Annotated in this window: 25 protein-coding genes; 4 read left to right on the top strand and 21 right to left on the bottom strand. The window is 62.8% G+C overall.

Annotated elements, in window-relative coordinates; translation table 11 throughout:
- The 6 genes from ASG84_RS27785 to ASG84_RS16070 form a co-directional block, all read right to left on the bottom strand.
- Positions 1–557 (bottom strand): TetR/AcrR family transcriptional regulator (locus ASG84_RS27785; protein WP_082521033.1); only part of this gene is annotated, 557 nt, incomplete at its 3' end.
- 42 nt (positions 558–599) lie between these two features.
- The gene (locus ASG84_RS27015; protein WP_162248350.1) at positions 600–761 is read right to left on the bottom strand and encodes a helix-turn-helix domain-containing protein; all 162 of its coding nucleotides are present in this window, start codon (positions 759–761) and stop codon (positions 600–602) included.
- 606 nt (positions 762–1,367) lie between these two features.
- Positions 1,368–3,602: a glycoside hydrolase family 3 C-terminal domain-containing protein gene (locus ASG84_RS16085; RefSeq protein ID WP_057478052.1), complete on the bottom strand. Its 2,235-nt coding sequence runs from the start codon at positions 3,600–3,602 to the stop codon at positions 1,368–1,370.
- Positions 3,603–3,686: 84 nt separating this feature from the next.
- On the bottom strand, positions 3,687–3,989 hold the full coding sequence (locus ASG84_RS16080; RefSeq protein WP_057478051.1) for a hypothetical protein: 303 nt from the start codon (positions 3,987–3,989) through the stop codon (positions 3,687–3,689).
- 24 nt (positions 3,990–4,013) lie between these two features.
- On the bottom strand, positions 4,014–4,976 hold the full coding sequence (locus ASG84_RS16075; protein ID WP_057478050.1) for an alpha/beta hydrolase: 963 nt from the start codon (positions 4,974–4,976) through the stop codon (positions 4,014–4,016).
- A gap of 42 nt (positions 4,977–5,018) precedes the next feature.
- The gene (locus ASG84_RS16070; protein ID WP_057478049.1) at positions 5,019–6,245 is read right to left on the bottom strand and encodes a serine hydrolase domain-containing protein; all 1,227 of its coding nucleotides are present in this window, start codon (positions 6,243–6,245) and stop codon (positions 5,019–5,021) included.
- Between the two features lie 147 nt (positions 6,246–6,392).
- Here ASG84_RS16070 and ASG84_RS16065 point away from each other — a divergent pair, with 147 nt between their 5' ends.
- On the top strand, positions 6,393–7,394 hold the full coding sequence (locus tag ASG84_RS16065; RefSeq protein ID WP_057478048.1) for a LacI family DNA-binding transcriptional regulator: 1,002 nt from the start codon (positions 6,393–6,395) through the stop codon (positions 7,392–7,394).
- A gap of 70 nt (positions 7,395–7,464) precedes the next feature.
- Here ASG84_RS16065 and ASG84_RS16060 read toward each other — a convergent pair whose 3' ends face one another.
- The 5 genes from ASG84_RS16060 to ASG84_RS16040 are packed head-to-tail and all read right to left on the bottom strand — an operon-like array spanning position 7,465 to position 12,751.
- On the bottom strand, positions 7,465–8,403 hold the full coding sequence (locus ASG84_RS16060; protein ID WP_235581692.1) for a DMT family transporter: 939 nt from the start codon (positions 8,401–8,403) through the stop codon (positions 7,465–7,467).
- The gene (locus ASG84_RS16055) at positions 8,396–9,406 is read right to left on the bottom strand and encodes an N-acetylglucosamine kinase (RefSeq protein ID WP_235581691.1); all 1,011 of its coding nucleotides are present in this window, start codon (positions 9,404–9,406) and stop codon (positions 8,396–8,398) included. Before ASG84_RS16055 ends, ASG84_RS16060 begins: the two co-directional genes overlap by 8 nt.
- Positions 9,403–10,548 (bottom strand): SIS domain-containing protein, encoded by a 1,146-nt coding sequence (locus ASG84_RS16050; RefSeq protein WP_057478045.1) that lies wholly within the window; start codon positions 10,546–10,548, stop codon positions 9,403–9,405. The genes ASG84_RS16055 and ASG84_RS16050 overlap by 4 nt, the downstream gene beginning before the upstream one ends.
- Before the next feature lie 2 nt (positions 10,549–10,550).
- A complete protein-coding gene (locus tag ASG84_RS16045) occupies positions 10,551–11,873 on the bottom strand; it encodes a D-tagatose-bisphosphate aldolase, class II, non-catalytic subunit (protein ID WP_057478044.1) in 1,323 nt (440 codons plus the stop codon).
- Entirely contained in the window at positions 11,870–12,751 is an 882-nt protein-coding gene (locus ASG84_RS16040) for a class II fructose-bisphosphate aldolase (RefSeq protein ID WP_057478043.1), read from the bottom strand. The genes ASG84_RS16045 and ASG84_RS16040 overlap by 4 nt, the downstream gene beginning before the upstream one ends.
- A gap of 165 nt (positions 12,752–12,916) precedes the next feature.
- Here ASG84_RS16040 and ASG84_RS16035 point away from each other — a divergent pair, with 165 nt between their 5' ends.
- On the top strand, positions 12,917–13,678 hold the full coding sequence (locus tag ASG84_RS16035; protein WP_235581690.1) for a DeoR/GlpR family DNA-binding transcription regulator: 762 nt from the start codon (positions 12,917–12,919) through the stop codon (positions 13,676–13,678).
- Positions 13,679–13,772: 94 nt separating this feature from the next.
- On the opposite strand, the gene ASG84_RS16030 is transcribed toward ASG84_RS16035, so the two are convergent.
- Positions 13,773–14,438: a TetR/AcrR family transcriptional regulator gene (locus tag ASG84_RS16030; RefSeq protein ID WP_057478041.1), complete on the bottom strand. Its 666-nt coding sequence runs from the start codon at positions 14,436–14,438 to the stop codon at positions 13,773–13,775.
- Positions 14,439–14,800: 362 nt separating this feature from the next.
- Here ASG84_RS16030 and ASG84_RS16025 point away from each other — a divergent pair, with 362 nt between their 5' ends.
- Entirely contained in the window at positions 14,801–15,370 is a 570-nt protein-coding gene (locus ASG84_RS16025) for a nuclear transport factor 2 family protein (RefSeq protein ID WP_057478040.1), read from the top strand.
- Between the two features lie 130 nt (positions 15,371–15,500).
- Here the strand turns inward: ASG84_RS16025 and ASG84_RS16020 are convergent, their stop codons facing one another.
- The 9 genes from ASG84_RS16020 to ASG84_RS15980 form a co-directional block, all read right to left on the bottom strand.
- Positions 15,501–16,517, bottom strand: a complete 1,017-nt coding sequence (locus ASG84_RS16020) for a zinc-dependent alcohol dehydrogenase family protein (protein WP_057478039.1) — start codon at positions 16,515–16,517, stop codon at positions 15,501–15,503.
- 152 nt (positions 16,518–16,669) lie between these two features.
- A complete protein-coding gene (locus ASG84_RS16015) occupies positions 16,670–17,890 on the bottom strand; it encodes an acetyl-CoA C-acetyltransferase (RefSeq protein ID WP_057478059.1) in 1,221 nt (406 codons plus the stop codon).
- 101 nt (positions 17,891–17,991) lie between these two features.
- Positions 17,992–18,930 (bottom strand): SDR family oxidoreductase, encoded by a 939-nt coding sequence (locus tag ASG84_RS16010; RefSeq protein WP_057478038.1) that lies wholly within the window; start codon positions 18,928–18,930, stop codon positions 17,992–17,994.
- Positions 18,927–20,141, bottom strand: coding sequence for a thiolase family protein (locus tag ASG84_RS16005; RefSeq protein WP_057478037.1), 1,215 nt, complete (start codon positions 20,139–20,141; stop codon positions 18,927–18,929). Before ASG84_RS16005 ends, ASG84_RS16010 begins: the two co-directional genes overlap by 4 nt.
- A complete protein-coding gene (locus ASG84_RS16000; RefSeq protein ID WP_162248349.1) occupies positions 20,138–20,587 on the bottom strand; it encodes a Zn-ribbon domain-containing OB-fold protein in 450 nt (149 codons plus the stop codon). The genes ASG84_RS16005 and ASG84_RS16000 overlap by 4 nt, the downstream gene beginning before the upstream one ends.
- Positions 20,588–20,616: 29 nt before the next feature.
- A complete protein-coding gene (locus ASG84_RS15995; RefSeq protein ID WP_082521032.1) occupies positions 20,617–21,381 on the bottom strand; it encodes an enoyl-CoA hydratase/isomerase family protein in 765 nt (254 codons plus the stop codon).
- A gap of 77 nt (positions 21,382–21,458) precedes the next feature.
- Entirely contained in the window at positions 21,459–22,604 is a 1,146-nt protein-coding gene (locus tag ASG84_RS15990) for an acyl-CoA dehydrogenase family protein (protein ID WP_057478035.1), read from the bottom strand.
- 53 nt (positions 22,605–22,657) lie between these two features.
- Positions 22,658–23,080, bottom strand: a complete 423-nt coding sequence (locus tag ASG84_RS15985; RefSeq protein WP_057478034.1) for a MaoC family dehydratase — start codon at positions 23,078–23,080, stop codon at positions 22,658–22,660.
- Entirely contained in the window at positions 23,077–23,553 is a 477-nt protein-coding gene (locus ASG84_RS15980; protein WP_082521031.1) for an FAS1-like dehydratase domain-containing protein, read from the bottom strand. The genes ASG84_RS15985 and ASG84_RS15980 overlap by 4 nt, the downstream gene beginning before the upstream one ends.
- Positions 23,554–23,618: 65 nt before the next feature.
- On the opposite strand from ASG84_RS15980, the gene ASG84_RS15975 reads away from it, so the two are divergent.
- Entirely contained in the window at positions 23,619–24,887 is a 1,269-nt protein-coding gene (locus ASG84_RS15975) for an acyl-CoA dehydrogenase family protein (RefSeq protein ID WP_057478057.1), read from the top strand.
- Positions 24,888–24,966 lie beyond the last annotated feature (79 nt).

Genomic DNA, 24,966 nt, shown 5'->3' with positions numbered 1-24,966 from the left:
GCCAGTCCCGCCAGCACGATGTGTCTGGCTTGTTCGAGGCACTGCTCGACATCTGCGGCAGTGAGGGTTGCTCCACTCGGGCCGAGTACGAGCCCGGCGACGCCGTTCCAGGCACCGAAGAGAAAGTGAGCCATCAAGCGGGCATCGACCGGGCGAATTTCCCCGGCGTCGACACACGCCTGGATCGCCGCTTCGAACAACGACAGCAACGCCGAGATGGTCCGCGACGCCGACTCCTGCAGAAGCTGCGACTCGTGGCCGGCGGGCTCGGTAGCGAGGTATCGAAGAAACGCCGGGTTGTCGAGGAGGAACCGCATGTATGCCGGGCCAGCCGACGAGAACTGCTCGTACGGCGACATACCTGGCTGGAAAGCGGCTGAGAGTCGCTCGATCGCCCGAGCCGCGATGCGCTCACCCACAGCGGCGATCACGCCGTCCTTGTTCTCGAAGTGCCCGTACACAGCGCCCACAGACATGTCGGCACCGTCGGCGATGTCCTCGATCCGCACCGACGCGAACGGACCGTTCGCGAGCAACTCCTCCGCTGCGTCGATCAACGTCGCAATGGGGCGGTAGCTCAGTCGGTTAGAGCCGTGGACTCATAATCCATTGGTGTTCTCGAAGTGCCCGTACACAGCGCCCACAGACATGTCGGCACCGTCGGCGATGTCCTCGATCCGCACCGACGCGAACGGACCGTTCGCGAGCAACTCCTCCGCTGCGTCGATCAACGTCGCGCCACTCACCGCGCTGAGCAGCATCGTTAGACATGTTTGAAGTATCATTCATAAAATGAACGGATGTTAAAATAACCCGAATGTATGACAGAAAGCACGGGTCGCCCGGATGCGCCTACCCCTGCGCTTCAAGCGGCACGAATGACGACTGCCGGGGCCAACCAAGAGGCCGAGTCGTCTGGGCGGCACCAATGACACCGAACAGGTCGGTCACTGCAACCGAACGGACACAGCGACGACCGCGATCGGAGTTGACCAATATGGCAGCGACACCAGCACCTTCTCGATCCGGTCGAGAAGAAAAGCGCCTCCCGCCGCGCGGACGTCAGACCCGCCCGACCTCGACAATCGACCAATGATCCTCGACGAGTTCGCGGAGCCGTTCGGGTTCTAGGTGGTCGGTCGTGTGCCCGGGAACCAAGTGCTGCTCGTGGTCGAGAACACCACGCAAGTCTACAGCTGAGGTGCTGTCGCAGTCGAAGAGGTCGACGGCGTCGAGCTGCCGCAAACGCCGACCGAGGTGCGGCTGCGGTATCCCTGGCTCGGTCCAGCTGTCGCCGTTAGCGCGTCGAATGGCCCGTGGGTAGCAGACCGAGTACATCTCGAGTGTCCGTGTGGGTTTCCAATCCCCTACCCGCCGGATCCGCTTCCGATGAAGCCGCCGCGAGCGATGATGGCGTCGATTTCGTCCTGCCCCATTCCGAACGCCTTCAGTCGACCCAACGGGATGTCTGCCATCATCCGGGCCGTATCCATACCGAGTGCATCGTCATCCGTACCGAGCGACAAACCGAGAATCCCCAATGCTTTCGCAGCGGCAGGGTCTCGGAGTGCCTCTCCGACGGTGGTATCGGCCGTGAATGCAATGTCGACCGCGTCTCCTTCGACGTCCGCACTACTGGTCACGCGAATGTCTCGGCTCGATGCCCCTGCAGACACCTCGTAGCTGCCGCCCTCGACAATCCATCCGTCGGTGCGGGTTTCCCAGTAGGCGAGGTCGGCTCGGTTGATCGAGACCGACAGCTGCTCCGCGGACCCGGGTTCCAGAACCTCGGTCGCGGCGAATCCTTTCAATTCGCGTGGTGGACGTGCGATCACCGAGTCGAGCTTGGACGTGTAGAACTGAACGATCTCGCGTCCGCTGCGATCACCGGTATTCGTGACGGTCACGTGGGCGATGATTCCTGATTCGTGCGAAGCCACTACGAGGTCCGAATACTCGAAAGTACTGTACGACAGTCCATGCCCGAAGGGATACGTGACGGGCAAGTCTCGCGCGTCGTATCCGCGGTAGCCGACGAAAATCCCTTCCCCGTAACGGACATGGGAGTTCTCACCCGGGAAATTCAGGTAAGAAGGGCAGTCCTGCAACCGAATCGGTACTGTTTCGGTCAGCCTCGCCGACGGGTTGACCACTCCGAACAACACGTCGGCGATGGCGGCACCGCCTGCCTGGCCCAGCAACGCGCCGTCGAGAATTGCCGGTGCCGCGTCGGCCACCGGGGCCAATCGCAGCACTCCGCCGTGGGCAAGTACGACGACCGTGTTCGGCTGTACCCCGACGATGGCAGTGAGCAGTTCGAGTTGATCCTGGGGTACCTCGATGTCGTCTCGGTCGAATCCCTCGGACTCCTGGCCTTCGCCCAACCCGAGGAACACGACTGCGACGTCGGCCGCCGATGCAGCAGCCACTGCACTCGATTGCGGCTCGATCTCGGATCCGTCGGTGGTGAACCCGCGGTTGTAGGTCACGGTCCTTGCGTGAAAACGGATCTCGTCGAGCGGCACGTCCAATCGAGTCGGGTTCACGTGCGAGCTTCCACCGCCCTGATACCTCGGAGTCTGCGCAAACGGTCCGATCACGGCGATCGAGCGGTCCGGCGACAGTGGAAGGAGGCCACCGTCGTTCTTCAACAACACGATGCATCGAGCGGCGACTTCACGCGCCAAACTGTGGTGCGCCTCCAGGTCCGGTGCCACCGCCTCGGCGCGCCCGTCCACTACCCTCGCGGCCAACGCCGCCATGTTCGACGCCGCCCTATCCACCGCAACCTCATCGAGGGTGCCTGCCTCGACCGCCGCGACTATGGGGGCATTCGTATCGCTACGGCCGGGCATCTCCAGATCGAGACCCGCAGCAACTGCAGCGACACGGTCGGCCACTGCGCCCCAGTCGCTGACCACAACGCCGTCGAAGCCCCATTCGTCACGCAGCAGTTCGGTCAGCAACCAGCGATTCTGGGATGCGAGTTCCCCGTTGATGCGGTTGTACGAGCACATCACCGTCCATGGACTCGCGGTACGGACGACGTGAGAGAAGGCGTGTAGATAGATCTCGCGCATCGGCCGCAGATCGACGTCGGAACTCGATCGCATCCGATCGTGTTCGGCGTTGTTGAGGGCGAAATGCTTGAGCGATGCGCCGACTCCGGCGCTCTGTAAGCCGTTCACCCAGGCGGCACCCAGAATTCCGGAGACCACGGGATCTTCGGAGAAGTACTCGAAGTTCCTGCCGCACCGCGGGTCTCGCTTGATGTTCACGCCCGGCCCGAGCAGCACGTCTGCGTCGAGGGCGCGTGCCTCTCGGCCCAGCGCTTCCCCGACGCGACGGGTCAAGTCGACATCCCAGCTCTGGCCGAGACCTACGGCGGGCGGAAAGCATGTCGCAGGCTCGCTGCCCGCAAGCCCGAGGTGATCACTGGCACCGGTCTGTCTGCGAATACCGTGTGGGCCGTCCGTCATGATCATCTTCGCAACGGACCCGACAGATTCGGTACTCCAGAAGTCTGCTCCGCTTCCCAGCGATACCTTGTCGGCCAAAGACATTTCTGGTGTGCTCACACAAAAACGGTACGTCGTTCGCATTTACTGTGCAACGCACCAGCCTTCATTTCATGACTCGATGCGGGGGCCTCAGTGCCCGTCGCTCGTAGTCGGGTGCTGGTCGTTCTAGAACAATCGAGGGTCACGGCCGTATTGAGCAGGGACGCCCAGGTGCTCACGCAGAGTCTTGCCGGTGTAGCCGTCGGGATAGATGCCGCGCTGCCGAAGGATGGGAACCACGTCGTCGACGAAATCATCGATGCCCGCCTCCGCCAGATCGGGGATTATCCAGAATCTGTCCGCGGCTTCGGCTTCGAACCACTCCTGCAGATGGTCGGCGATCCTCGAGCCGGGTCCGACGACAGTGGGATGGTAGTCGATAACGCCGAGGGCGAGGATGTCGCGAATCGTCCACCCCTCACGGGCCACGCGTAACGCTATCTCCGAACGTTGCTAGTCGACGGCGGAACCGACCGCATCGTGAACGCGCGTCAAGGTCGCCAGAGCCTCCGCTCGCCACTCTCGCGCCGACTCCATGACCTTCGTGAAGGCCGACGAAATGTGAATGTGCCCCGCCTGCAATGAGAATGATGCCTCGACCCCGTCCTCGACCAGCCGTCGGGCGTAACGCTCACCGTCGTCGCGCACCGGGTCGTATTCCGAGGACATGATGTGTGCCGGCGGTAGACCGGCCAGGCTGGCCGCTTTCAGCGGGGACACGTACGGGTCCGACGCGACACCGGGATCGGGAAGGTAGTAGGACGTGATCCGACGCAGAGCGTCCTCCGTGAGCCCGTAACCCTGTCCATATTCGGCGATAGACGCGGATCCGAATGTGAGGTCCAGCGCCGGAACCTCGAGCAATTGGAACGCGATCGACGGACCATTCTCGTCTCGAGCGCGCAGGGCGACGGCCGCAGCGAGGTTTGCCCCGGCCGACCCACCGCCGATGGTCACCGCGTCCGGTCGGACGCCGAGTTCGCTGCTGTGTTCTGCGATCCAGGTGAGCGTCGCGTACGCGTCGTCGAGACCGGTGGGGTACGGATACTCCGGTGCTTTACGGTACTCAGCGGTGACGACCACGCATCCCGCTCCGACGCACCGCTCCCTCGCGACGATGTCGACGGCCGACGACTCGATGGTGCCTGCTATCCAACCGCCTCCGTGCAGGTACAGGTGCACCGGATGCGGCGCGTCGCCGAAGGGCTCGTAGATGCGGACCTTGATGGAGCCGCCCTCGACCGGGACGGAGTCCTCACGCACGACAGCGACGTCAGGCCCCGGCTCTGCGACCTGACCGACCAGCACCTCGCCCGCCGCATTCTCCGTTGCGCGCAGCTCCTCGAAGTCGTCGATGTGGTCGGGGAACGGCGGCAGCTGGGAAAGCAGCGGAGCCAGAAAGGGATCGACAGGCATGGAGGTCCTCCTCGGTCGGAACGGGCGCCCGGTCGGCGACCGTCATAGGGTGATGCAGTGGCGAAGCTCATCGACGATCCGGTCAGCGCGAGAGTCTGGTCCCGTCCCCATCACGCTGGGCAGGAAGGCGAAACCCACACGGTGGTCGTCGTCGGCGAAGCACAGTCCGCCCGCAGCGCCATCGTGCCCGAAGCTGTTCTCGGACAACATCGGCCGCGCGTGGCTGGACAGCATGAAGCCTGTTCCCCATCGAGGGAACGGCCCGGAATCCGGTCCGATGACGGGTGCACCCTCACTGAGGCACTCGCGTGCGTCGCGCAACGTCGACGGGCTCAGGATCGGAGAAATCGAGGTCCCGGACGTAGCAGTCGTCTCGGACACCAACGCGGCGTGAAGTTTTGCCAAGCTTCGTACGGTGGTCATCGCGTTGCCGGCCGGCAGTTCCGCCGACCACAACCGCGAGTCGTTCCAGTCGGTTTCGGTGGTTAATCCGACGACCGGGATACGCACAGCGCCACCGAGAGTGAGGGCTTGCAGAATCCTGACGTCGTCCCGCAGGTAGTCGACGACCGGCTCGTGTACCGCAGGGATGTAGTCCGCCGGTGAGGGCGGCAGAACCGGAGCCACTCGGCTGTGGTGAGAAGGCGGTAGCCCTATCCACATGTCGAGATCGAGCAGTGTGCCGAGATGATCACGCAGGTGTGTGCCGAGGGTCTTTCCCGTCACTCGGCGAACGACTTCCCCGATCAACGCGCCGACTGTGATGGCGTGGTAAGCGTGACCAGTTCCGGGCTCCCACAGTGGCTGCTGACCCTCGAGCGCCGCGACAAGAGGGCCACCATCGCACACGTCGACGAAGGACAGGGGCGCATCCACCGAGGGCAGACCCCCACGGTGCGACAACACATTTCGAATGGTGATGTGCTGCTTCCCGCGATCGGCGAACTCCGGCCAGTAGTGCGCGAGAGGGGTATCGAGCTCGAGTATTCCTTGTTCGACGAGAGTGAGCACGACGATCGCGGTGACGCTCTTCGAGCACGAGAACGGAACCGCGAGAGTGTCGCGACGCCAAGCCTTTCCAGCCATCGCGTCGGCCATGCCGCCCCAGACATCGACGACCGGTTCGCCGTCGACGAATATCGCCAGCGCGGCACCGCCGTACGGGAACGAGATCAACTGTTCCTCGAAGACCTCGACGACCGGCGCGAACCGTTCGTCGTGCGTCCCGGAAGCGGTCGGCGGAAACATGGTGCCCGTGCGCCGACGCATTGGTCCGCCTTTCCGGAATCCAGGTGATGTTGCTGGTGTCGAATTGAACGATTACTTAAGGTTACACGTGTAACCATCGGGTGTGAAGCCTCGGGACACGCCGACCGATCCGCGTACCGTGTCGCTGAAGAGAATCGAGGAGTATCGATGTCCGGGAGAAGAACCACGAGCGCAGACGTCGCGGCGGCGGCGGGTGTGTCCCGCGCGACGGTCAGCTATGTGCTGAACAACCGCGTGGACAAGCAGATCTCGGAGACCACGCGCCAGACGGTGCTGGAGGCAGCAAGGCGACTCGACTACAACCCCTCCCCGGCCGCTCGCGCATTGAGGAGAGGAACCGGCGATATCGTGGTCGCGCTGGTTCCGCACCCGTGGGATACCAGTGAGCCCATCGCGCGGTTGCTCGCAGGCGTCGGTAGCGCATTGTCCGCCGAAGGTTTGGCCTTCCTGCGCCATCCGATCGGCGGTCGCCCTGGTCAGGTCCTCGATCTGCTGCGGTCGGTCACCACAGCGTGCGTCGTCACGTTCCAACGACTCTCTGCGCTCGACCAGGCATCGTTGGAGGCACTGGGCGTGCGGGAGGTCCGAGCGTGGGTTCTGCAATCCGCCTCGCCCCGCGACGCGATCAGCATCGGCCAGCGCGACATGGTGCGCACCCAGATTCAGCACCTGATCGACATCGGTTGCGAGAAGCTGGTTTACGTGACCGACTACTCATCGAGAGACGACGACTTCGTTCGTGCGCGCCGACAGGCATTCGATTCTCTCACCGGAACGTCGGGGAACGCGATGACGGCCTTTCTGACGGATGAGGCGGAGGCCGACGAGAGCATGGTCGAATCGTGGGTCGACACCGCGGTGCCGGTGGGTGTGTGCGCGTTCTCGGATGTGGTGGCGAGTCGGGTGCTCCACGTCGCCCGCAACGCGGGCGTGTCCGTACCGCACCAGCTCGCTGTGATCGGTGTCGACGATGCACCGTTCTCCCGTTACCTGGTCCCACCACTGTCCACGGTCGGATACGACCTGGCCCGCGAGGCCCGACTCATCGCCACCGACGTACTCACAACGCTGGGACGCGAGGTGGAGAGGACGCTCGACGACGACCGCGAGACGGTGTCGTTGATACGACGGGCGAGCACGTCACTGTGACCGCACCCGCAGACATGATAGTCGACCCGGATTCTCGCGAATCCGGGTCGACCAGAGGCAGTACGTCAGGTCAGGACTGCGCGTGCACACTTTCCACGGCGGGGGTGGGAGCCTGGCCGCGCTTCTCGTCGCTGTAGACCATCAACGTCGATCCGATCAGCGCCAGGGCGATACCCAGTGCGCCGTACGGCGTGGGCACGGTCTGGTAGACCACGAGTGACACCACGATGGTCAGAGCGGGTGCCAGGGCATTGGTGGTGGGTGCGACGATCGTGGCCTTGCCTCGACTGAACGCCATGACCAGGAACAAGGCACCGACAGCGTTCAAGACCTGGGTTGCAGCAGTCAAAATCGGTGCCTGCCAGGGGAAGTCGGTGGGGATTCCGCCCATGGAGTAGACAGCGAAGGGAGTCAGAGCGAGCGCGCTGATCGCCATCCATCCGAAGGTGGTGGCCTCGTTGACTCCGATCGTGGCGGTCTTGCGCATGAAGTAGGCCTGCACTCCCCACGCGGCACAGATGAGCACTGCCAACGGCAACCACGGACCGGTCGAGTCGTCCGCAGCGGCACCGGTGACACTGAACAGTACGATCGCGGCGAGCGCTGCTACGAGACCGACCACGGCGAGACGTGAGATCCGTTCTCGCAGAAGGACCATCGCCATGATCACCGTGATCGCAGGTGACACCGACACGATTGGGAAGATCAGGTAGGCAGGCCCCATCGTGAGCGCCTGGAACAAGAGCAGCTGACCACCGGCACCGGTCAGCCCGATGAGCAGACCGTAGACGGTCGCCTTGCGCCGGCGGTCGAATGTCGCTCCACGCATGGCGAACACAGCGGGAATGATCATGGTGAGTGCCCAGATGCAGTAGATCATCCGGTCCGGATAGCCGTACCTGGTGGCGGGTAGCGCCGAGAACGCCCCCCATACGCCCCAGAAGAGAATCAGCAAAGCTGCATAGAAGATCCAGCTGCGGGTGCGGGGGGCCGCGAGTGTGTCACTCATTGATCTCAACCTCATTTGTCGGTGTGTGGGTACCGCGAAGACGCTGGAGCGCTGCGGTGCTGAACGGAGTGCGGGCGTTCTTGGCGGCATAAACGGCTGCCCCGAGTGCTGGGTCCAACAAGGGAACTCGAAGGTCGTACTCGGCCGGCAGTTCCGCCAGAGCCGCACGAAACGACGCCAGATAGCCGTCGTCGGTGAACATTCCACCCGAATACGAGACGGGCACGACGTCGTCGTCGCCGAAGCCGAGGAGGGAGCGCGTGGTCTCGATCAGGGTCGCGAGCTCGCGGACCGCATCGGATACGACACGCAAGGCTTCCGAATCACCCACGCGCGCAGCTTCACACACGGTCGTCGCCAATGCAGCGATTCGACTGCGATCACCACCCCATGTACCGATGATGAGTCCCACCACGTCGAGATCCGACGAGATCTTCAGCCTCTCCCCGAGCAGACCGTGCAGGGGGCCGCGTGGGATGCGCCCGTCGCTCATTCGGCTGAATGAATTGAGGCCGCGGGTGGCGATCCAGTAGGCCGATCCCTCGTCGCCGAACAGTTCACCCCAACCACCGACACGGTGCCCGACCCCTAGCCGTTCGCCATAGGTCATGGACCCGGTGCCGCTGATGACGTTGATTCCGTCCTCGCATACCAACGAACCTGCCCACCCGCACACCATGTCGTTGTCGCATCGATAGCGGTCGTGTCCCAGGATGCGTGCCGGCATCGCGTCGAGTTCGGCAACGTCCGCGCTCGCCTCCCCGTAGCCGGGGAGCCCGAAAAACGCGGCGCCGATCTGCTCGGTCGTGATCCCGGCCGCGGCGCACACTTGCGAGACACCCTCGCCCAGTACGCGTTCCATCGCATCGGGACTCGAGTTGAAGTAGTAGGAACTCGCAGCCGTGACGCGCGCCGAGACCACTCCGTGCGAGTCGACCAGCGCGAAGGCCGTCTTCGAGCCGCCGCCGTCGACACCGAGATAGTGAGCCGTGGTCTCCATCATCGCCTCACTGTGTCGTACATCGGGTAGATGGTGACGCCCTCGACCACTCGGTTGACCTCGCCGGACGGGAACGGGTTGTCGGGCGTCTTCCCCCGCTCGATGGACGTGAAAAGAGCGAGATACTGCGCGAAGACGAGGTAGGCAAGTGCTACCGAGGAATCGTTCAGATCCGTGAGTCCGGGAAGGACGACGGCGTCGTCGAGCGGCTCGGCGCTGATCACCGTGACACTGTCGGACCCGAGCTGGGCGCGCATCTCGGCGATGATGTCGAGATCGTATCGACGAGTGTGCGCGTCGGTAGAGACGAAGACCAGTACGAGAGTGTCGGAGTCCAGCACGGCCTTCGGGCCGTGACGGAAGCCCAGCGGTGAGTCGAAATAGGTGGATACCTCGCCCGCGGTCAGTTCCAGAAGCTTGAGCGCCGACTCACGAGCGAGGCCCTCGAGTCCACCGGCACCGAGGTACACGAACGTGCGGTTCTTGGTTCGCGCGAGGTCGCGGATGTCCGGTTGCATCTCGACGATGTGCTCAGCGGCTCGCGAAAGAGCCTCGACGTCCTGCTGCGTCGTGCCGCCCAGCAGCAGCAGGCACGACAGCATCATCGACGTGAGGCTCGAAGTCATGGCGAACCCGGTGTCGTTGGTGCGTTCCGGCATCAGCAGAACAACGGAGTTGGGCTGATCGACGTGCGCGCGCGCCAGTTGCCCATCACGGTCGCACGTCAATACGAGGTGCCACACATCCTTCACCATCTCCTCGGCCAGCGCGGTTGTCGCCACACTCTCGGGACTGTTGCCCGATCGCGCGAACGACACCAGGAGCGTCGGAGTCTCGGGCTCCAGATGGTCGCGGGGGCTCGCGACGATGCTGGTCGTGGCGATCGCCTCGACGCGTCGACCGAGATGGCGTCGAAGCGCGGGAGCTACGACCTCGCCGGCGAAGGCGGAGCTGCCGGCACCCGTCAGGATGACCCGTAGATTCGAGCGGGCGGTCAGTTCGCGAAGGAACTCCTCGGTTCGCGCGTCCCAGACTCCTGCGACCTCTCGCCACACCTCGGGCTGCTGGCCGATCTCGAGAATTGTTGCGCCACCATCTTTTTGAGCGGGTACAGCGATCGATGTGGATTGCGTTCTGTCGGTCATTTCTAGGCTCCGTCGGGGTAGTGAACGGCACTGATGCCGCAGGCTCGTGCATAGGGGCGCATGGCGTCGCGAACACGGTCCATGACGAGGGCGTCCGGGCTGGTGTCCAGCAGTCCCGCACGGATGCGCCCGTACTGGTCCGGCATGAACTGGCTGATCAGCGGCAAGGGGATGCCGACGCGATCGAGGTTGTCGAGCAGCGTCTTTCGAGCTGCATCTATCTCAGGATCGGGCCAGTAGTAGCGCAGACGGTCGCTGTAGCTGTAGCGGCGCGCGGTGCGCTGGGCCGTCGGATCACCGTGGTAATAGGCCTGCCAGTAAGCGGGTTCTGCCAGCATCCGGCGTTCGACGACCTCGATCAGACCCGACTGGGACGGCGGTTCCACCAATTCCTTCTCGATCCGGGCGAGGGAGAACAGTGCCTCCCGCATTGCGAACGTCAGACCAGGGCCGACCTTGAGAATCGCCCAGTGGTCCTCGACGAGTTCGCGAAGTTGCTCGGGTCGCTGATAGTCGGTCGAGTGCGCCTCGAAGACCAGGTGTTGCTCGTCGTCGAGAACACCACGCAAGGCGACAGTCGCGGTGCGGTCGTAGTCGAAGACGTTGACGTGATCGAACTCGACGCCGGGCTGAACCACAAGCGCAATCACCCTGGGCCACAAGGCATCCAGGCCCGCTGCGGCGAACGCCGTCCGATGCGCGGCTATCGTGGCTCTGGCTCGGTCGGCAGGTGTCGGTGTCAGCGCGTCGAGTGTCTCGTGGGCACCACCGGGTACCGGCACCTCGGTGCCGATCACGTACGCGGGTAGAACTCCGCCCGAGCGCTCCGCCGCATCTTCGGCGATGCGCAGCAGCCGAGCACTGCGACCGGCGACGACATCGTCGCTCAGCGTGGGCGGGTCGTCGGCGCAGGACATGCTGCAGTCCAGATGAATCTTCGTGTAGCCGGCCTCGACGTAGGCCGCGATCAGAACGTCGGCCTCGGCCATCGCAACCTCGGCCGGTCGGTCCTGCCACCGGTTGGGTCCGAGATGGTCGCCCCCGAGGATGACCCGGTCTCGCGGAAACTCTTCCTCGTCGGCGATACCGAGGACGAGTGACCGGAAGTCGGCGGGACGCATACCGGTGTAGCCGCCGTACTGGTCGACCTGGTTGGACGTGGCCTCGATCAGAACGTGGCTGCCATCCGCCGCAGCCTGGGTGATCGCTGCCCGCACGATGGTGGGGTGCGCCGAGCACACCGAGTAGATGCCGACTACTGCTCCGGCCTTGTGCCGGGTGATGAGCTCGGCCAGTGGACTACCTGCGAGAGTGCCTGCGTTCATCGTGCACCCCCTGCCCGAACAGGGCTGACCGAGCGGCATAAGTGAGCGACGGTATCGCTCACGGCTGCGCGGCCGGCCGCGAGATATGTTCGCGGATCGAGCGCAGACGGTTCTGCCCGCATCGCACCCTGTACCGCGGCGCTGAACGACACGTTCAGTGCCGTTCCGATGTTGACCTTACGGATGCCCGCGTCGACCGCCATGCGGATCTGGTCGTCGGGGACGCCCGATGAACCGTGCAATACCAGCGGCACCGATACCCGGCCGGCGAGACGGGAGAGCAAGTCTATGTCGAGTTGGGCAGTACGGCTCGTCATCGCATGGGAACTTCCGACCGCGACGGCAAGGGCGTCGACGCCTGTTGCAGCGACGAACGCCGCGGCTTCATCGGGGTCGGTCCGCGCACCCGGTGCATGTGCGTCGAGCACAGTGCCGTCCTTTCCGCCGATCTCCCCCAGTTCGGCTTCGACCCACAGGCCCGCGGCGTGCGCGTCACGTGTGAGCGAGGCGGTACGAAAGATGTTGTCGCCGTAGTCCAGATGCGCAGCGTCCACCATGATGGACGTGGCACCGAGCTCTACGGCAGTCGCGATCGCCTCCTCGATCAGGTCGACGTCCCGGAAGTGATCGAGGTGTAGCGCGATGGGGGCCGTCGAGTGCGAGGCGATCTGCGCGCATGCAGCGACGAGCGGTGCGAAGCGTCCTCCGTGGAACAGGGCCGTGTTCTCGCTGATCTGCAGCAAGGCCGACGATCCGGCGCGCTCGATTCCCTCGACCACGCCCTCCACCTGCTCAAGGGAGATCACGTTGAACGCCGGGACTGCTCTCCCGTCCGAAGCTGCCGAGGCGACGAGTTCACTCGTCGTCGTGAGTGTCACGTCGACGCCTGTCGTGTGGGGTGTGATGTGGGTTGCATCCGTCGAGTATGAAAATGCCGTATGTAACGCGCAATATGGAGCAGCTAAACAATCAATAAAATTGAGCGAATCGAGAGAGCGAGAGCGACGACGATGTCGACGAAACGAACGGACCGGATGCGGAAGATGCTCTCGACACTCCGCGACAACGGCGAGGTGTCGTCCCAGCAGTTGTGCGAACAGCTCGGGGTGTCGGCTGCGACGCTGCGAAGAGACCTGAGCGAACTCGAGGGACAGGGCCTGTTGCAGCGCACTCACGGTGGTGCCCGCGCGCTCGATCCGAGTGGAAGCGACATTCCGGTGCGCCTGCGCGACCACAGAACGGTCGCCGTGAAGCGACGGATCGCGCAGCGCGCAGCAGCCCTGATCCCGGCCGGTCCGCAGTCGGTGGCACTGACCGGCGGAATCACCACTCAGGAGGTCGCTCGCTCACTCAAGGGCAGACCGAGCATGACTATCGTCACCAACTCGCTCACCATCGCGGCCGACTGCGTCGTCGACACGCACATGAAGGTGATCATGACCGGTGGACTGGTACGCGCGAACTCCCTCGAAGCAGTAGGGCCTATGTCCGAGTATGCCTTTCAGGTCATCACGGTCGGTACCGCCGTCCTCGGTGCCGACGGAATGTCGGCCGACGTCGGTGCCACCACCTATGACGAGGCTGAGGCACGCACCGCGATCGCCATGGCCGCCAATGCCCAACGCGTGATAGTTGCGGTCGATGGTTCGAAGATCGGCAAGGTCACGCTCGCGAGAATGACGGCGTTGGATCAACTCGACCACCTCGTCACAGACTCGACCGCTGACCCAACGCAGCTCGAACGCATTGCCGCGCAAGGGGTTCAGGTGCACGTCGTCGATGTCCACATCAGCGGTGACCTCTGAGTACGGTCGGCGATCACGTCGCAACGAGGTCGGCGGTGACGTTCGGCATCGACGAGACAGCCTGTTCGCAATCGATCCGAGGGACCGCGATCCCCTATCCTGTGGCCGGATTCATGCGGGCAGCGATGCCCTCGTACTCCTCGCCGGTCATCGGTCGTGTGTCCAGCCGCTCGGCACCGGGCCGAAGGCCTGCGAGCATGATGGTCAACGTTCGTTGCCAGGCGGAATCCGTAACACCCTGTGACGTCTCGACCGCACTGCGAACAGCCCAAAAGACGAGATCCACATCTTCCAGGGTTGCATCACTTCGGATGCGGTCATTCTGTTTCGCTAGATGAAGCAACTCGATCAGATGTTGCCTGAGGTCTGACCGGAGCGATGCACTCTCTCTGTCCGACCACAAGCGCGGCAGGCATCCACGGTTGGCCGATTGGACCGCACCGGCACCGGACAGTACCCGCTCCAACCCCTCCCCGTTCGGCGCAGAAACTGCACTTTCTGCAACTCGCAGAATGTCGCCGAGCAGCGTACGCACCAACTCACTGATAAGCGCATCCTTGGTGGCGAACCGCCGATAGAGGGTGCCGAGGCCTACGCCGGCTTCCCGCGCAATCTCTTCGACACCCGCATCCAGACCATGCTCGTTGAAGACAGAAGCCGCAGCAACAAGCAATCGCCGACGATTTTCCGCTGCGTCTCGTCGAAGTGCTTTCTCTCCGACCACAATGCACTCTTTCGCATCAGAATTTGTGGCTCTCATCGCAAGACCAAGTTACCACGGACGTTTTCGCCGGCTCGGCTGCACTCGGCCACTCGCAACCCGCGCACAACCACTGGCGAGGCCATGATGAGTCCGCACAAGCGCATCCACGCCTGCGGACCGATTGCCTGCACGCCACTATCGACAACAGTGTCGAAAATGAATACGATCAATTGCGTGGTCGGCTGTAGTCCGCTGGAAAGGCAAGTTCGACAACGCTGCTCGGCCTGCCACGATTGCGATTCGCAACCACTGCGCTTCAGTGCACTGCACCGCGAAGCCGAGAGACAGCAATCCGTGCGAGAACTCCAGATTTCTCCGACGCGAAAAGCCTGATACGCCGACGATGTGAAAGGAACCCGATGATCGAACACGACAAAATAAACGAGTTGATCGACAAGCAAGCGCTGCACGACAACTTGATGCGCTACTGCCGCGGGATCGACAGGATGGATCTCGAATTGATGAAATCGACTTACTGGGAGGACAGCACAGACGATCACGGTAGGTACGTCGGAGCAGGGCATGGGTGGTGCGAGGTGGCAATGGGCTCGAAAGAGGTGCTCGTCAGTTGCAACCACCACATCAGCAACGTCTATTCCGAAATCGACGGTGACCGTGCACACCGGGAAAGTATGTTCATGGTGGTCACCACCTATCTCGAAGGCAAACCGACCATGATGCTCGGCGGCCGCTACCGTGACCTCTGCGAAAAGCGGGACGGTCAGTGGAAGGTGTTGCATCGAGTGTGCGTCTGGGACTGGAACCAGCAGATGGAGATCAACACCGGATGGAGCATCATGAAAGCTCCGGAACTATCGAACTGGGGCAACTTCCATCCGTTGGATCCGATCTACCAGGATTGGTACTCCAGTCCTCCTACCCTCGCCGCCGACTCCAATCGCCCCGAGGTATCGGGGACTCGACCCTGAGCTGAGAACAGCGCCTGGATTCGTTCCCGGTGCCAGGGCGGAGGGACTTTCGGTACGCCCTGGCACCGCTGGTGCCGGCTGAAGGAATGCAGGCAATACCGAACCGGCGCAGCCGAATTCGGCAGACCTGTCAGCCCGCAATATCCACGACGATCTTACCGACGTGCTTGCCACTCTCGATGCGTTTGTACGCCTCGCGGTACTGCTCGAACGGAAAGACCTGGTCGATAACGGGTTTGACATTGTTGGCAGCAAATGCAGCGAGTACCGCCTCGAAATTGACCCTCGGCCCAACCCCGATTCCTGCGACTGTGATGCCGCGCTGGAGAATATCGATCGGCGGCAGCCCGCCGCCGTATCCACTGGCGAATCCGACCAGCCCGATCTCGCCACCCAGCCGAGTCGATGCGGCAGATTTGACGATCGTCGCCTCACCTGCAATGTCGATCACCTTGTCCACACCTCGACCGTCTGTGAGATCGAGGATCTCGCGTTCCCAATCAGGAGTTGTCCGGTAGTTGACGACCGCGTCCGCTCCAAGCCCTCTCAGAATCTCAGCTTTGTCATCGGAGGACGTGATTGCCAGCACGCGCGCACCGAAGATGCGCGCAATCTGCAGTCCGAACAGTGCCACTCCGCCGGTGCCTTGAACGAGAATAGTATGCCCTGGTTGCAACGGCGCTACGACGTGCAACGCCGACCATGCGGACACCGCCGCGCACGGAAGCGAGGCTGCTTCGACATATGAAAGGCATTCCGGCACATGAACAACAGCGTTCTCGTGCACCAGCGCGTATTCGGCCAGCATCCCGTCCACAGTCATTCCCAGTGCCGTTGAACGGTGCTCCAGCAACCTGGGGCCGGCCACCCAGTGCACAGCACAGTTGGCCGACACACGATCGCCCACTTTTACTCGAGTGACGTGGGATCCGACGGCCACTACCTCGCCTGCACCATCGGACAGCGGGACACCGCTGGTCTTCAGCGGTCCCCGGTAGTGCCCGTCCAGAACAGCCTGATCGCGGAAGTTGAGCGACGCTGCGAACACTCGAATCAGAACGTCTTCGCGTCCTGGTGTCGGCGTGGCCTCCTCCTGCATGATCGGATCTTTTCGGTCGCCGTCCACTGCGAGCCTCACTGCTCTCATTGATTCACTTCCTCGTTACTGGCCGCTTGCACATCGACAACAAGACGGATGGTTGGGCCGCCGCGGCATGATCGACCGAATCTACCCGACAAAGATGTCGAACTGCAGAACCGTAGTCGAATGCGGTTCGAAAACCGGCCTTGCTGGTCGGGTCAGCTGAGGCGTTCGAGCACCATGGCCATGCCCATGCCGCCGCCGACGCACATGGTCTCGACGCCGAACGTCTTGTCCTGTGTGGTCAGGTTGTTCAGGAGGGTAGTGGTGATGCGAGCACCGGTCATGCCGAACGGGTGACCGATCGCGATGGCACCGCCGGAGATGTTGAGCTTGTCCTCTTCGATGCCGAGGTCGCGTGCCGAGCCGAGGACCTGCACGGCGAAGGCTTCGTTGATCTCGAACAGGTCGATGTCGGAGATGGACATCCCTGCGATCTTCAGTGCCTTACGGGTGGCCTCGATGGGGCCCAGGCCCATGATCTCGGGCGACGTACCGGTGACGCCGGTGGACACGATGCGAGCCAACGGTGTCAGACCCAGTTCCTTGGCCTTCGTGTCACTCATGATGACGAGCGCTGCTGCGCCGTCGTTGAGCGGGCACGCGTTACCGGCGGTGATGGTGCCGTTCGGGCGGAAGACCGGCTTGAGCTGGCTGATCTTCTCGTACGTGGTGCCGGCGCGTGGGCCGTCGTCGGTCTTGACGACGGTGCCGTCGGGCAGGGTCACCGGGGTGATCTCCCGCTCGAAGAAACCGGCGTTGATGGCCTCTTCTGCACGGTTCTGGCTGCGGACGCCCCAGTGGTCCTGATCCTCCCGGCTGATGCCGGTATGTAGCGCGACGTTCTCGGCCGTCTGGCCCATCGCGATGTACGCGTCGGGGAGTTCGCCGTTCTCGCGGGGATCGGTCCAGCTGTCCGCGCCCTCTTCCTGCGCCTTCTTGGTGCGGGCCTCGGCGTCGGCGAAGATCGGGTTGTAACTCTCGGGCAGAGAGTCGGAGCTGCCGTGGATGAAGCTGGACACGCTCTCGACACCAGCGGAGATGAAGACGTCACCCTCGCCTGCCTTGATCGCGTGCAGCGCCATCCGGGTGGTCTGCAGCGAGGACGAACAGTAACGGGTGATCGTCGTTCCCGGGAGCGAGTCGTAACCGAGCTGAACCGCGACGATGCGGGCAAGGTTGTTGCCCTGCATGCCGCCGGGCAGACCGCAGCCCAGGAGCAGGTCGTCGATGTCGTTCGGGTCGAGCGAGGGCACCTTGGCCAGCGCAGCGGCGACCATCTGCGCGGTGAGATCGTCGGGACGAATGTCCTTGAGCGACCCCTTCATCGCCCTGCCGATCGGTGAGCGCGCGGTGGCGACGATGACTGCCTCTGGCATGAACTCTCCTTTGAATTGCACACCATCGAATACCGAATGATGTTGCCTATTGACGAACTACGATCACAACGCCGTACATGTCAGCTGAAGCGACGGCGCTCCTATGCCGAGTCGACGCGGACCGGTCGGATGCCGTCGGTTCCGGCGTTCTCGGGCGCGCGGCGCACGAGATCGGCGATGACATCGTCGAGTTCGGCTGGGTCCCAACGACGTCCCGCATCGACCGTGGGCCCCGCCTCCCAGCCATTGGCGAGAACGATGCGCCCGCCACGGAGCCCGAACACGCGACCCGTTACCTCGGCGGATCGCGTGCTACCCAACCACACCACGGCGGGAGCAATATTCGAGGGATCGAAGGAGTCGAAGCCGTCTTCGGACTCACCAGTCCAGCCGGCAGCCTTGAATACGTCCTCGGTCAGCCTGCTCAGAGCAGTTGGGTACACCGCATTGGCGGTGACACCGTAACGCGCGAGCTCCTGACTTGCGACAACCGTCAGCGACGCGATGCCCGCTTTTGCTGCCGCGTAATTGGCCTGTCCCACATTGGAGTACAGGCCGGAGGACGATGCAGTATTGATCAGTCGGCCGTCTACGGACTCACCGGCTTTGCTGCGTTCGCGCCAATGAGCGGCTGCCCACCGGGTGGGTCCGAACGTTCCGCGCAGATGAACCCGGATTACCGAATCCCACTCCTCGATCGACATATTCGCGATCATTCGGTCCCGCAGGATGCCGGCATTGTTGACCAGAACGTCGACCCGTCCGAAGGCATCGATGGCGTCATCGATGAGCTTTTTGGCACCATCGAAATCGGCGACGTCGTTTCCATTGACGATCGCATCACCGCCCATGTCGCGAATTTCGGTCACTACCTGCGAAGCTGGTGAATCTGACCCCGAACCGGTGCCGTCACCCTCAGCGCCCAGGTCGTTCACGACCACTTTCGCACCCTGCCTTGCGAACTCGAGCGCGTATTCGCGGCCGATGCCTCGGCCCGCCCCGGTGATGACGACTACACGATCCTCGCAAATGCCACTCATAGCCCGCTCCGTTCCAGAATATGGATCGAGCAGGCAGAACCGAGCCCGATCACGTGAGTTAGTCCGATCTTCGCGCCTTCGATCTGACGGTCGCCCGCTTCACCCCTCAGGTGAGTTGCCACCTCGAATAGATTGGCCACTCCCGTCGCACCCAGGGGGTGGCCCTTGGACAACAACCCGCCCGATACGTTGACGGGAATTTCGCCGTCTCGCCACGGCGCACCGCGATCGATGAATTCGCCGGCGCCTCCGCGCTCGCACAACTCGAGATTGTCGTAGTGAATCAGTTCCGCCGTAGCGAAGCAGTCGTGCAGTTCCACCAAGTCGAGGTCGCTCGGTTCGACTCCGGCGGTCTCGTACGCTTGCCTGGCGGCGTTTCGAGTGAGAGTGGAGATATCCGGTTGCACGAGGCCGTCCGGTGACCAGGGGTCCGACGTCAATACCGATGCCGAAATTTTGACTGCACGCTTCTTGGTCGCCAACGGCATGGTCGCCAAGCGCTCCCCCGAAACGATCACCGCTGCGGCGGCCCCGTCACCGGTCGGGCAACACATGAGCGTGGTGTTCGGGTATCCGATCATTTCGGCATTGACGATCTGCTCGAAAGAGAACGCCTTCCGGTACTGGGCAAGCGGATTCAGCGTCGAGTGCTGGTGATTCTTCTCTGCGACGCGGGCAAACTGCTCGAAGCCGACACCGTCGTTTTCGGATGCGTACCGCATCCCCGCCTGAGCGAAGATGCCGGGCATCATGGACGTACCCAGGATGCCTTCGGTCGGCACCACGTGACCGTCGTGGCCTGCAGGTATGAACCGCTCCGGCACGCCCGGTGTGCCGGCGGCACCGAGCAGACCCATCTTTCCCATCTGCTCGCATCCGACCGCAAGCCCCATAGTGGCTTCGCCGGCTTTGATAGCTTGCGCAACAACACGAACCGCGGTCGCTCCAGTGGCGCACGCATTGAGGACATTGAACGCCGGAATTCCGGTCTGGCCGATCAACTTCTGAATGCGCTGTGCAGGATACAGTCTCGCTTGATTCACACTGCCCGCCGCCAGGACGTCCATGTCCGCGATTCCGACACCGGCATCGTCGAGGGCGTCGAGCGCCGCTTCGGCACCGAGATCGAAGGCGTCGCGGTCCGGGTAACGACCGAAACGTGTCATCGATACACCGATCAACCAGAGGGATTCCGGGGTAATAGTGGTCATCGTGGTTCCTTCGTCGCTGGTGCTGCGGTGTCGCCTTCGGTCGCGGCGTCGTTCGGCGCGAAGCCGAACGCCATTGCGATGGTTCCTTCGGAGTCTCGGCCCACTTCGTACGTCCGCATGACCGTGGACATACCGAGGCGAACATGATCCGCATCGGGCGGGCAGTCGATGATGTTCGCCTTCACGGTCGTTCCGTCGCTGAGGTCGATCAACGCGGACACGAAGGGTGTCACTATCGGTGCCGGCGCCCTGTGCACGATGGAAAACGATCCGACGGTGCCGTCGTTCGGCAGCCTGCGTTCGACGAACGTCCGCGAACTGCAGCGCGAACAGGCGATACGACTACCCAGATAGCTGGCACCGCACGACGAACAGTCGGTCGCGAGCAGGTACGCCTCGTCACCGTCCAACGTCAGATAATTTACGATCGGGACCGAGGCCTGCACGTACATCTCCTTTAGCTCGGGCGGCGTCGTCAGACGCCGTGAAAATCCGGATCACGACGCTCCGACATTGCGGTCACGCCTTCTGTGAAATCGGCTGTTGCCATCAACCGCTCCTGCTCGCTGCGCTCCCGCGAGACCGCGAGACGAACCTCGTCGACCAACGTCCTGCGCATGGTTGCCCTGATCGACCGAACCGCCAAGGGGGCGGACTGCGCAATCGCGTGAGCTCGGGCGCGAGCGCGTGCCCGGAGCTCATCGGCGGGAACAACCTCGTCGCACAAACCGAGACTTTTCGCTTCTGCGGCACCAACGTTGCGACCGGTATACAGCAGGTCCAGAGTCGCCTGTGCGCCAATGACATTCGGGAGCGTCGCAGTCATACCGAAGCCATGATGAAACCCCAGTCGGGCGAAAGACGCCGTAAACCTCGAGTCCTCGGCTGCGATTCGGAAATCTGCGGCCAAAGCCAGGCCGAGCCCTCCCCCGACTGCAGCCCCCTGTACGGCCGCGACAATGGGCAGCGGCTGCTCGAACAATGTGATCGCCACGTCGTACAGGTGTGGCGCCTGGGCCGCGTCGGAACTCGACGTCGACTCCAGGCGTGCACCTGCACAGAAGTTTCGACCCTCACTGCACAGAACGACCGCCCTGCACTGGTCCTCGGCCAACTCGTTCAATGCGTCGCCGAGGCTCTCGATCAACGCTGTATCGAAGAAGTTGTTCGGGCCTCGGCACATCTCGATCGTGGCAACGTGATCCGTTGCCAAGTCCACTTTGATATCGCCGTTACTCACATACCGAACCTAGTCGACATGCAAGTCGATTACAACCATTTCGAAGACCGAATGTTCCTCGACTGCTTCCGAAATCGCTAGAACCCGAGTTCGCGACCGATGATCTCCTTCATGATCTCGTTCGAGCCCGCCCAGATCTTCGTGACTCGCGCGTCCCGCCATGCCCGGGCGACACGGTATTCGTTCATGTAGCCATAACCACCGTGCAGCTGCAGGCACCGATCAATCACGTCGTTCTGAATTTCTGCCGACCACCATTTCACCTTGGCCGCGTCGATGGCCGACAGTGTCCCCTCGACGTGGGCCATGATGGCCTGGTCCAGAAATGCTTGTGCTGCGTCGATCTTCGTGACCATCTCGGCGAAGGTGAACTTGTTGTATTGGAAGGACCCGATCGCCTGCCCGAAGGCCTTTCTGTTCTTCGCGTACTCGATCGTCTCGTCGAGAATCTGGGACGCATGCGCAATGTTCGAGACGGCACACCCGAGCCGCTCCTGAGGTAGTCGCTCCATCATGTGGATGAATCCACGGTCGACCTCGCCGATCACCGCAGACTGGTCCACGAACATGTCGTCGAAGAACAACTCCGCCGTATCGGACTCGGACTGCCCCACCTTGTCGAGTTTGCGTCCCCGCCCGAACCCGGGCGTCACCGCTTCCACCCCGAACAGCGAGATACCGCGTGCACCGCCTCCGGGAGAGCTTCGGGCGGCAACCACGACGAGGTCAGCCGAATAGCCATTGGTGATAAAGGTTTTGGACCCATTGAGAACCCAACCGTCACCGTCTCGCACGGCGGTCGTCTTGAGTCCGGCCAAGTCCGAACCCCCACTGGGCTCGGTCATCCCGATCGCAGTCAACGTCTCACCCGAACAGAATCCGGGTAGCCACCTGTCCCGCTGTGACGGCGTTGCAAGCTCCGTCAAATACGGTGCGACAACGTCGATGTGAATACCGAGACATGACGAAAGGGAGGCCGAGACACGAGCGAACTCCTCGGTGATGACGGCGGTGTACCGATAATCCTGCGCATCCGATCCGCCGTACGCTTCGGGAACCTGCAGACCGAGAAAACCGTGCTTGCCGGCCTCGATCCAGATGTCACGCGGCACTGTTCGTTTCTCGATCAGTTCGTCGGCGCGAGGCACGACGTTCCGCTTGAGAAATTCCCGAACCGATTCGCGAAATGCCTCGTGGTCGGTGTCAAAAATGTTCCGGCGCATAATCTCTTGCTCTCTCGACGATCTGGATTCGAAACGAATGGAAGCAGTGATGGTCAGCTTGTCGGAGGGTCCAGAACGAGATCTGCGGACCCCTTGTAGACGGCACGCCCACGCTGGTTGGTGGTGACGAGGTCGAGCGTGACGACGTGTCGGTCGCCCTGATCCTGTGTTCCCGCCACGGTCGCAGTGAGGGTCAGCGAATCTCCCGGCCACACCTTGTCGAGAAACCGGCCTCCGAAACGAAGCACCGGCGCAGCTCCGAACAGAGTTCTGAGACCGTGGGCGGTCATGCCCGCCGTCAGCATTCCATGGGCAAAGACGGACGGGCTCTTGGCGACCTCGACGGCATATCTCTCGTCCGTGTGCAACGGGTTGTAGTCGCCGGAAGCGCCTGCGTACTGGACGATCTGAGTTCTCTTGAGATCGTCGACCACAACGCACTGATACTGCCGGCCGACGATTGCAGCGTCCGTCATCGGAGTTCTCCCTTTTCCTTCACGATGACGCTGACACTGCGCATCGTGACAACAGGCTCACCGGAGGAATCCGAGACATGCGTCAACGTTTCGAAGAACTCGAGGTCTCCCCCTTTCGAGCCGGTCTTCGTCCACCGCGCCCCCGGTGTCTGGGTCGACCTCAACTCTTCCCCGACACGGATCGGTCGGTGGTACTCGAAATGTTGTTCGGCGTGCAACCGTGTTCCTTCGACTGCGGTGGGACGCGGTGTACCGGCCTCTCGTCCCGAGCCGAACCACGGACGACTGCCGTTCGGCCGTAACTCGTTGTCGGGATCGAATTGTGCCGCCGCGACCGGGAACGTCACCGGTACGGATTCGTCACCGGGCTCGGGCAACGACGCGTTCGATTCTCCGAGTGCACGCGCGAACATCATCACGTGAGACGACTCGACGCGCATCGTCACGACATGTTCCTCATCTATAGCCGACATGAATGTCGACTGTACATCTGAAATCCGTACTCGACAACAGTGTCGACTTGAATTACACTGCTGGCATGACCATCACTTCTGCGATCGACGTGCCGCCGAAATCCGCTGTGGAGTTGCGCGAGCAAGTTCGGCAATGGGTCGCCGAGAATTGGGATCCGGATCGAAGCCTCGTCGAGTGGCGAACCCTGCTTCTCGACGCAGGCTGGGCTGTACCGGCTTGGCCGCAGAGCTGGCATGGACGGGGGTGGCCGGAGTGGACGGACCCTGTCGTCACAGAGGAGATTCTCGCCGCCGGCGCGGTGGGGACTCCGGTCGGAAACGGCACAATCCTCGCAGGCCCCACAATCTTGACCCACGGGAGCGACCTTGTCCGCGAGCGCTTCCTACGTCCGATCCTTACCGGACAAGAGACATGGTGCCAGCTGTTCAGTGAGCCCGGTGCAGGCTCCGACCTCGCCGGTCTCACCACTCGGGCGGTTCTCGACGGGGACGAGTGGGTAGTCAACGGTCAGAAGTTGTGGAACACGAGCGCGCACCACGCCGACTTCGGCATCCTGGTGGCGCGGACCAACTGGGACGCGCCAAAGCACCGAGGACTCACCTACTTCGCAATTCCCATGCACCAGCCCGGAGTCGAGGTCCGTCCTCTCCGACAGATGAACGACTACAGCTCGTTCAACGAGGTCTTCTTCACCGACGCACGGATACCCAAGGATTACGTGATAGGCGAGGTGAACGACGGCTGGTCCGTCGCCCTGACCACGCTTGCGTTCGAACGACGCGCAGGCACTCTGGTGCGACCGGAGTATTCGACCGCGCCTGGCCGGGCACTCGAAGAGGCGCGGCAGGAGGCCGAGCATTACTTCGAGACGTATCGGTGGTATCCCCAGCGCCTCGGTCGCGTCGATCTGATCGTGGAACGTGCCATTGCGACGGGTCGAGCCAAGGATCCTGTTGTGCGCCAGGAAATTGCACGGCTCCTCACCACACAGCGAACAACCAAATGGACCGCTGACCGGGCACGTGCGGCACAGGAGCTCGGTCGGCCTCCGGGTGCCGAGGGCTCACTGGGCAAACTGGCACTGAGCAAGCTGGCCAAGGAAGCAGGCAAGGTGCACACCCTGATCGAGCAAGCCGATGGCATGCTGGCCGGCTCGGATGCGCCGCTCGGCGGCGTCATCGCCGAAGTTCTGCTGTCCGTCCCTGCACAATCCATCGCCGGCGGCACCGACGAGATCCAGAAGAACATCATCGGCGAGAAGGTTCTCGGGCTACCACGCGAACCTGTCGTGGGCAAGAATTTGCCGTTCCGCGAGGTACCGCGAAGCAGCTGACGTTCTCCACGAAACAGCGCTGGCCCCATCGAGAACGGGGCCAGCGCTGTTTTGTGTGATCGATCGTTGCGAAGCTACT

It is taken from the genome of Rhodococcus sp. Leaf278, assembly GCF_001426085.1.
Classification (GTDB): domain Bacteria; phylum Actinomycetota; class Actinomycetes; order Mycobacteriales; family Mycobacteriaceae; genus Rhodococcoides.
Note: the sequence above shows the minus strand (reverse complement) of the source record. Positions and strands in the feature narration are given on the sequence as shown.

Excerpts from the sequence above, each read along its gene's own strand:
- ASG84_RS27015 (WP_162248350.1), bottom strand. The coding sequence starts at position 761 with ATGCTGCTCAGCGCGGTGAGTGGCGCGACGTTGATCGACGCAGCGGAG.
- ASG84_RS16085 (WP_057478052.1), bottom strand. The coding sequence starts at position 3,602 with ATGCGAACGACGTACCGTTTTTGTGTGAGCACACCAGAAATGTCTTTG.
- ASG84_RS16075 (WP_057478050.1), bottom strand. The coding sequence starts at position 4,976 with ATGCCTGTCGATCCCTTTCTGGCTCCGCTGCTTTCCCAGCTGCCGCCG.
- ASG84_RS16070 (WP_057478049.1), bottom strand. The coding sequence starts at position 6,245 with ATGCGTCGGCGCACGGGCACCATGTTTCCGCCGACCGCTTCCGGGACG.
- ASG84_RS16065 (WP_057478048.1), top strand. The coding sequence starts at position 6,393 with ATGTCCGGGAGAAGAACCACGAGCGCAGACGTCGCGGCGGCGGCGGGT.
- ASG84_RS16060 (WP_235581692.1), bottom strand. The coding sequence starts at position 8,403 with ATGAGTGACACACTCGCGGCCCCCCGCACCCGCAGCTGGATCTTCTAT.
- ASG84_RS16055 (WP_235581691.1), bottom strand. The coding sequence starts at position 9,406 with ATGATGGAGACCACGGCTCACTATCTCGGTGTCGACGGCGGCGGCTCG.
- ASG84_RS16050 (WP_057478045.1), bottom strand. The coding sequence starts at position 10,548 with ATGACCGACAGAACGCAATCCACATCGATCGCTGTACCCGCTCAAAAA.
- ASG84_RS16045 (WP_057478044.1), bottom strand. The coding sequence starts at position 11,873 with ATGAACGCAGGCACTCTCGCAGGTAGTCCACTGGCCGAGCTCATCACC.
- ASG84_RS16035 (WP_235581690.1), top strand. The coding sequence starts at position 12,917 with ATGCTCTCGACACTCCGCGACAACGGCGAGGTGTCGTCCCAGCAGTTG.
- ASG84_RS16030 (WP_057478041.1), bottom strand. The coding sequence starts at position 14,438 with ATGAGAGCCACAAATTCTGATGCGAAAGAGTGCATTGTGGTCGGAGAG.
- ASG84_RS16025 (WP_057478040.1), top strand. The coding sequence starts at position 14,801 with ATGATCGAACACGACAAAATAAACGAGTTGATCGACAAGCAAGCGCTG.
- ASG84_RS16020 (WP_057478039.1), bottom strand. The coding sequence starts at position 16,517 with ATGAGAGCAGTGAGGCTCGCAGTGGACGGCGACCGAAAAGATCCGATC.
- ASG84_RS16015 (WP_057478059.1), bottom strand. The coding sequence starts at position 17,890 with ATGCCAGAGGCAGTCATCGTCGCCACCGCGCGCTCACCGATCGGCAGG.
- ASG84_RS16010 (WP_057478038.1), bottom strand. The coding sequence starts at position 18,930 with ATGAGTGGCATTTGCGAGGATCGTGTAGTCGTCATCACCGGGGCGGGC.
- ASG84_RS16005 (WP_057478037.1), bottom strand. The coding sequence starts at position 20,141 with ATGACCACTATTACCCCGGAATCCCTCTGGTTGATCGGTGTATCGATG.
- ASG84_RS15990 (WP_057478035.1), bottom strand. The coding sequence starts at position 22,604 with ATGCGCCGGAACATTTTTGACACCGACCACGAGGCATTTCGCGAATCG.
- ASG84_RS15985 (WP_057478034.1), bottom strand. The coding sequence starts at position 23,080 with ATGACGGACGCTGCAATCGTCGGCCGGCAGTATCAGTGCGTTGTGGTC.
- ASG84_RS15980 (WP_082521031.1), bottom strand. The coding sequence starts at position 23,553 with ATGTCGGCTATAGATGAGGAACATGTCGTGACGATGCGCGTCGAGTCG.
- ASG84_RS15975 (WP_057478057.1), top strand. The coding sequence starts at position 23,619 with ATGACCATCACTTCTGCGATCGACGTGCCGCCGAAATCCGCTGTGGAG.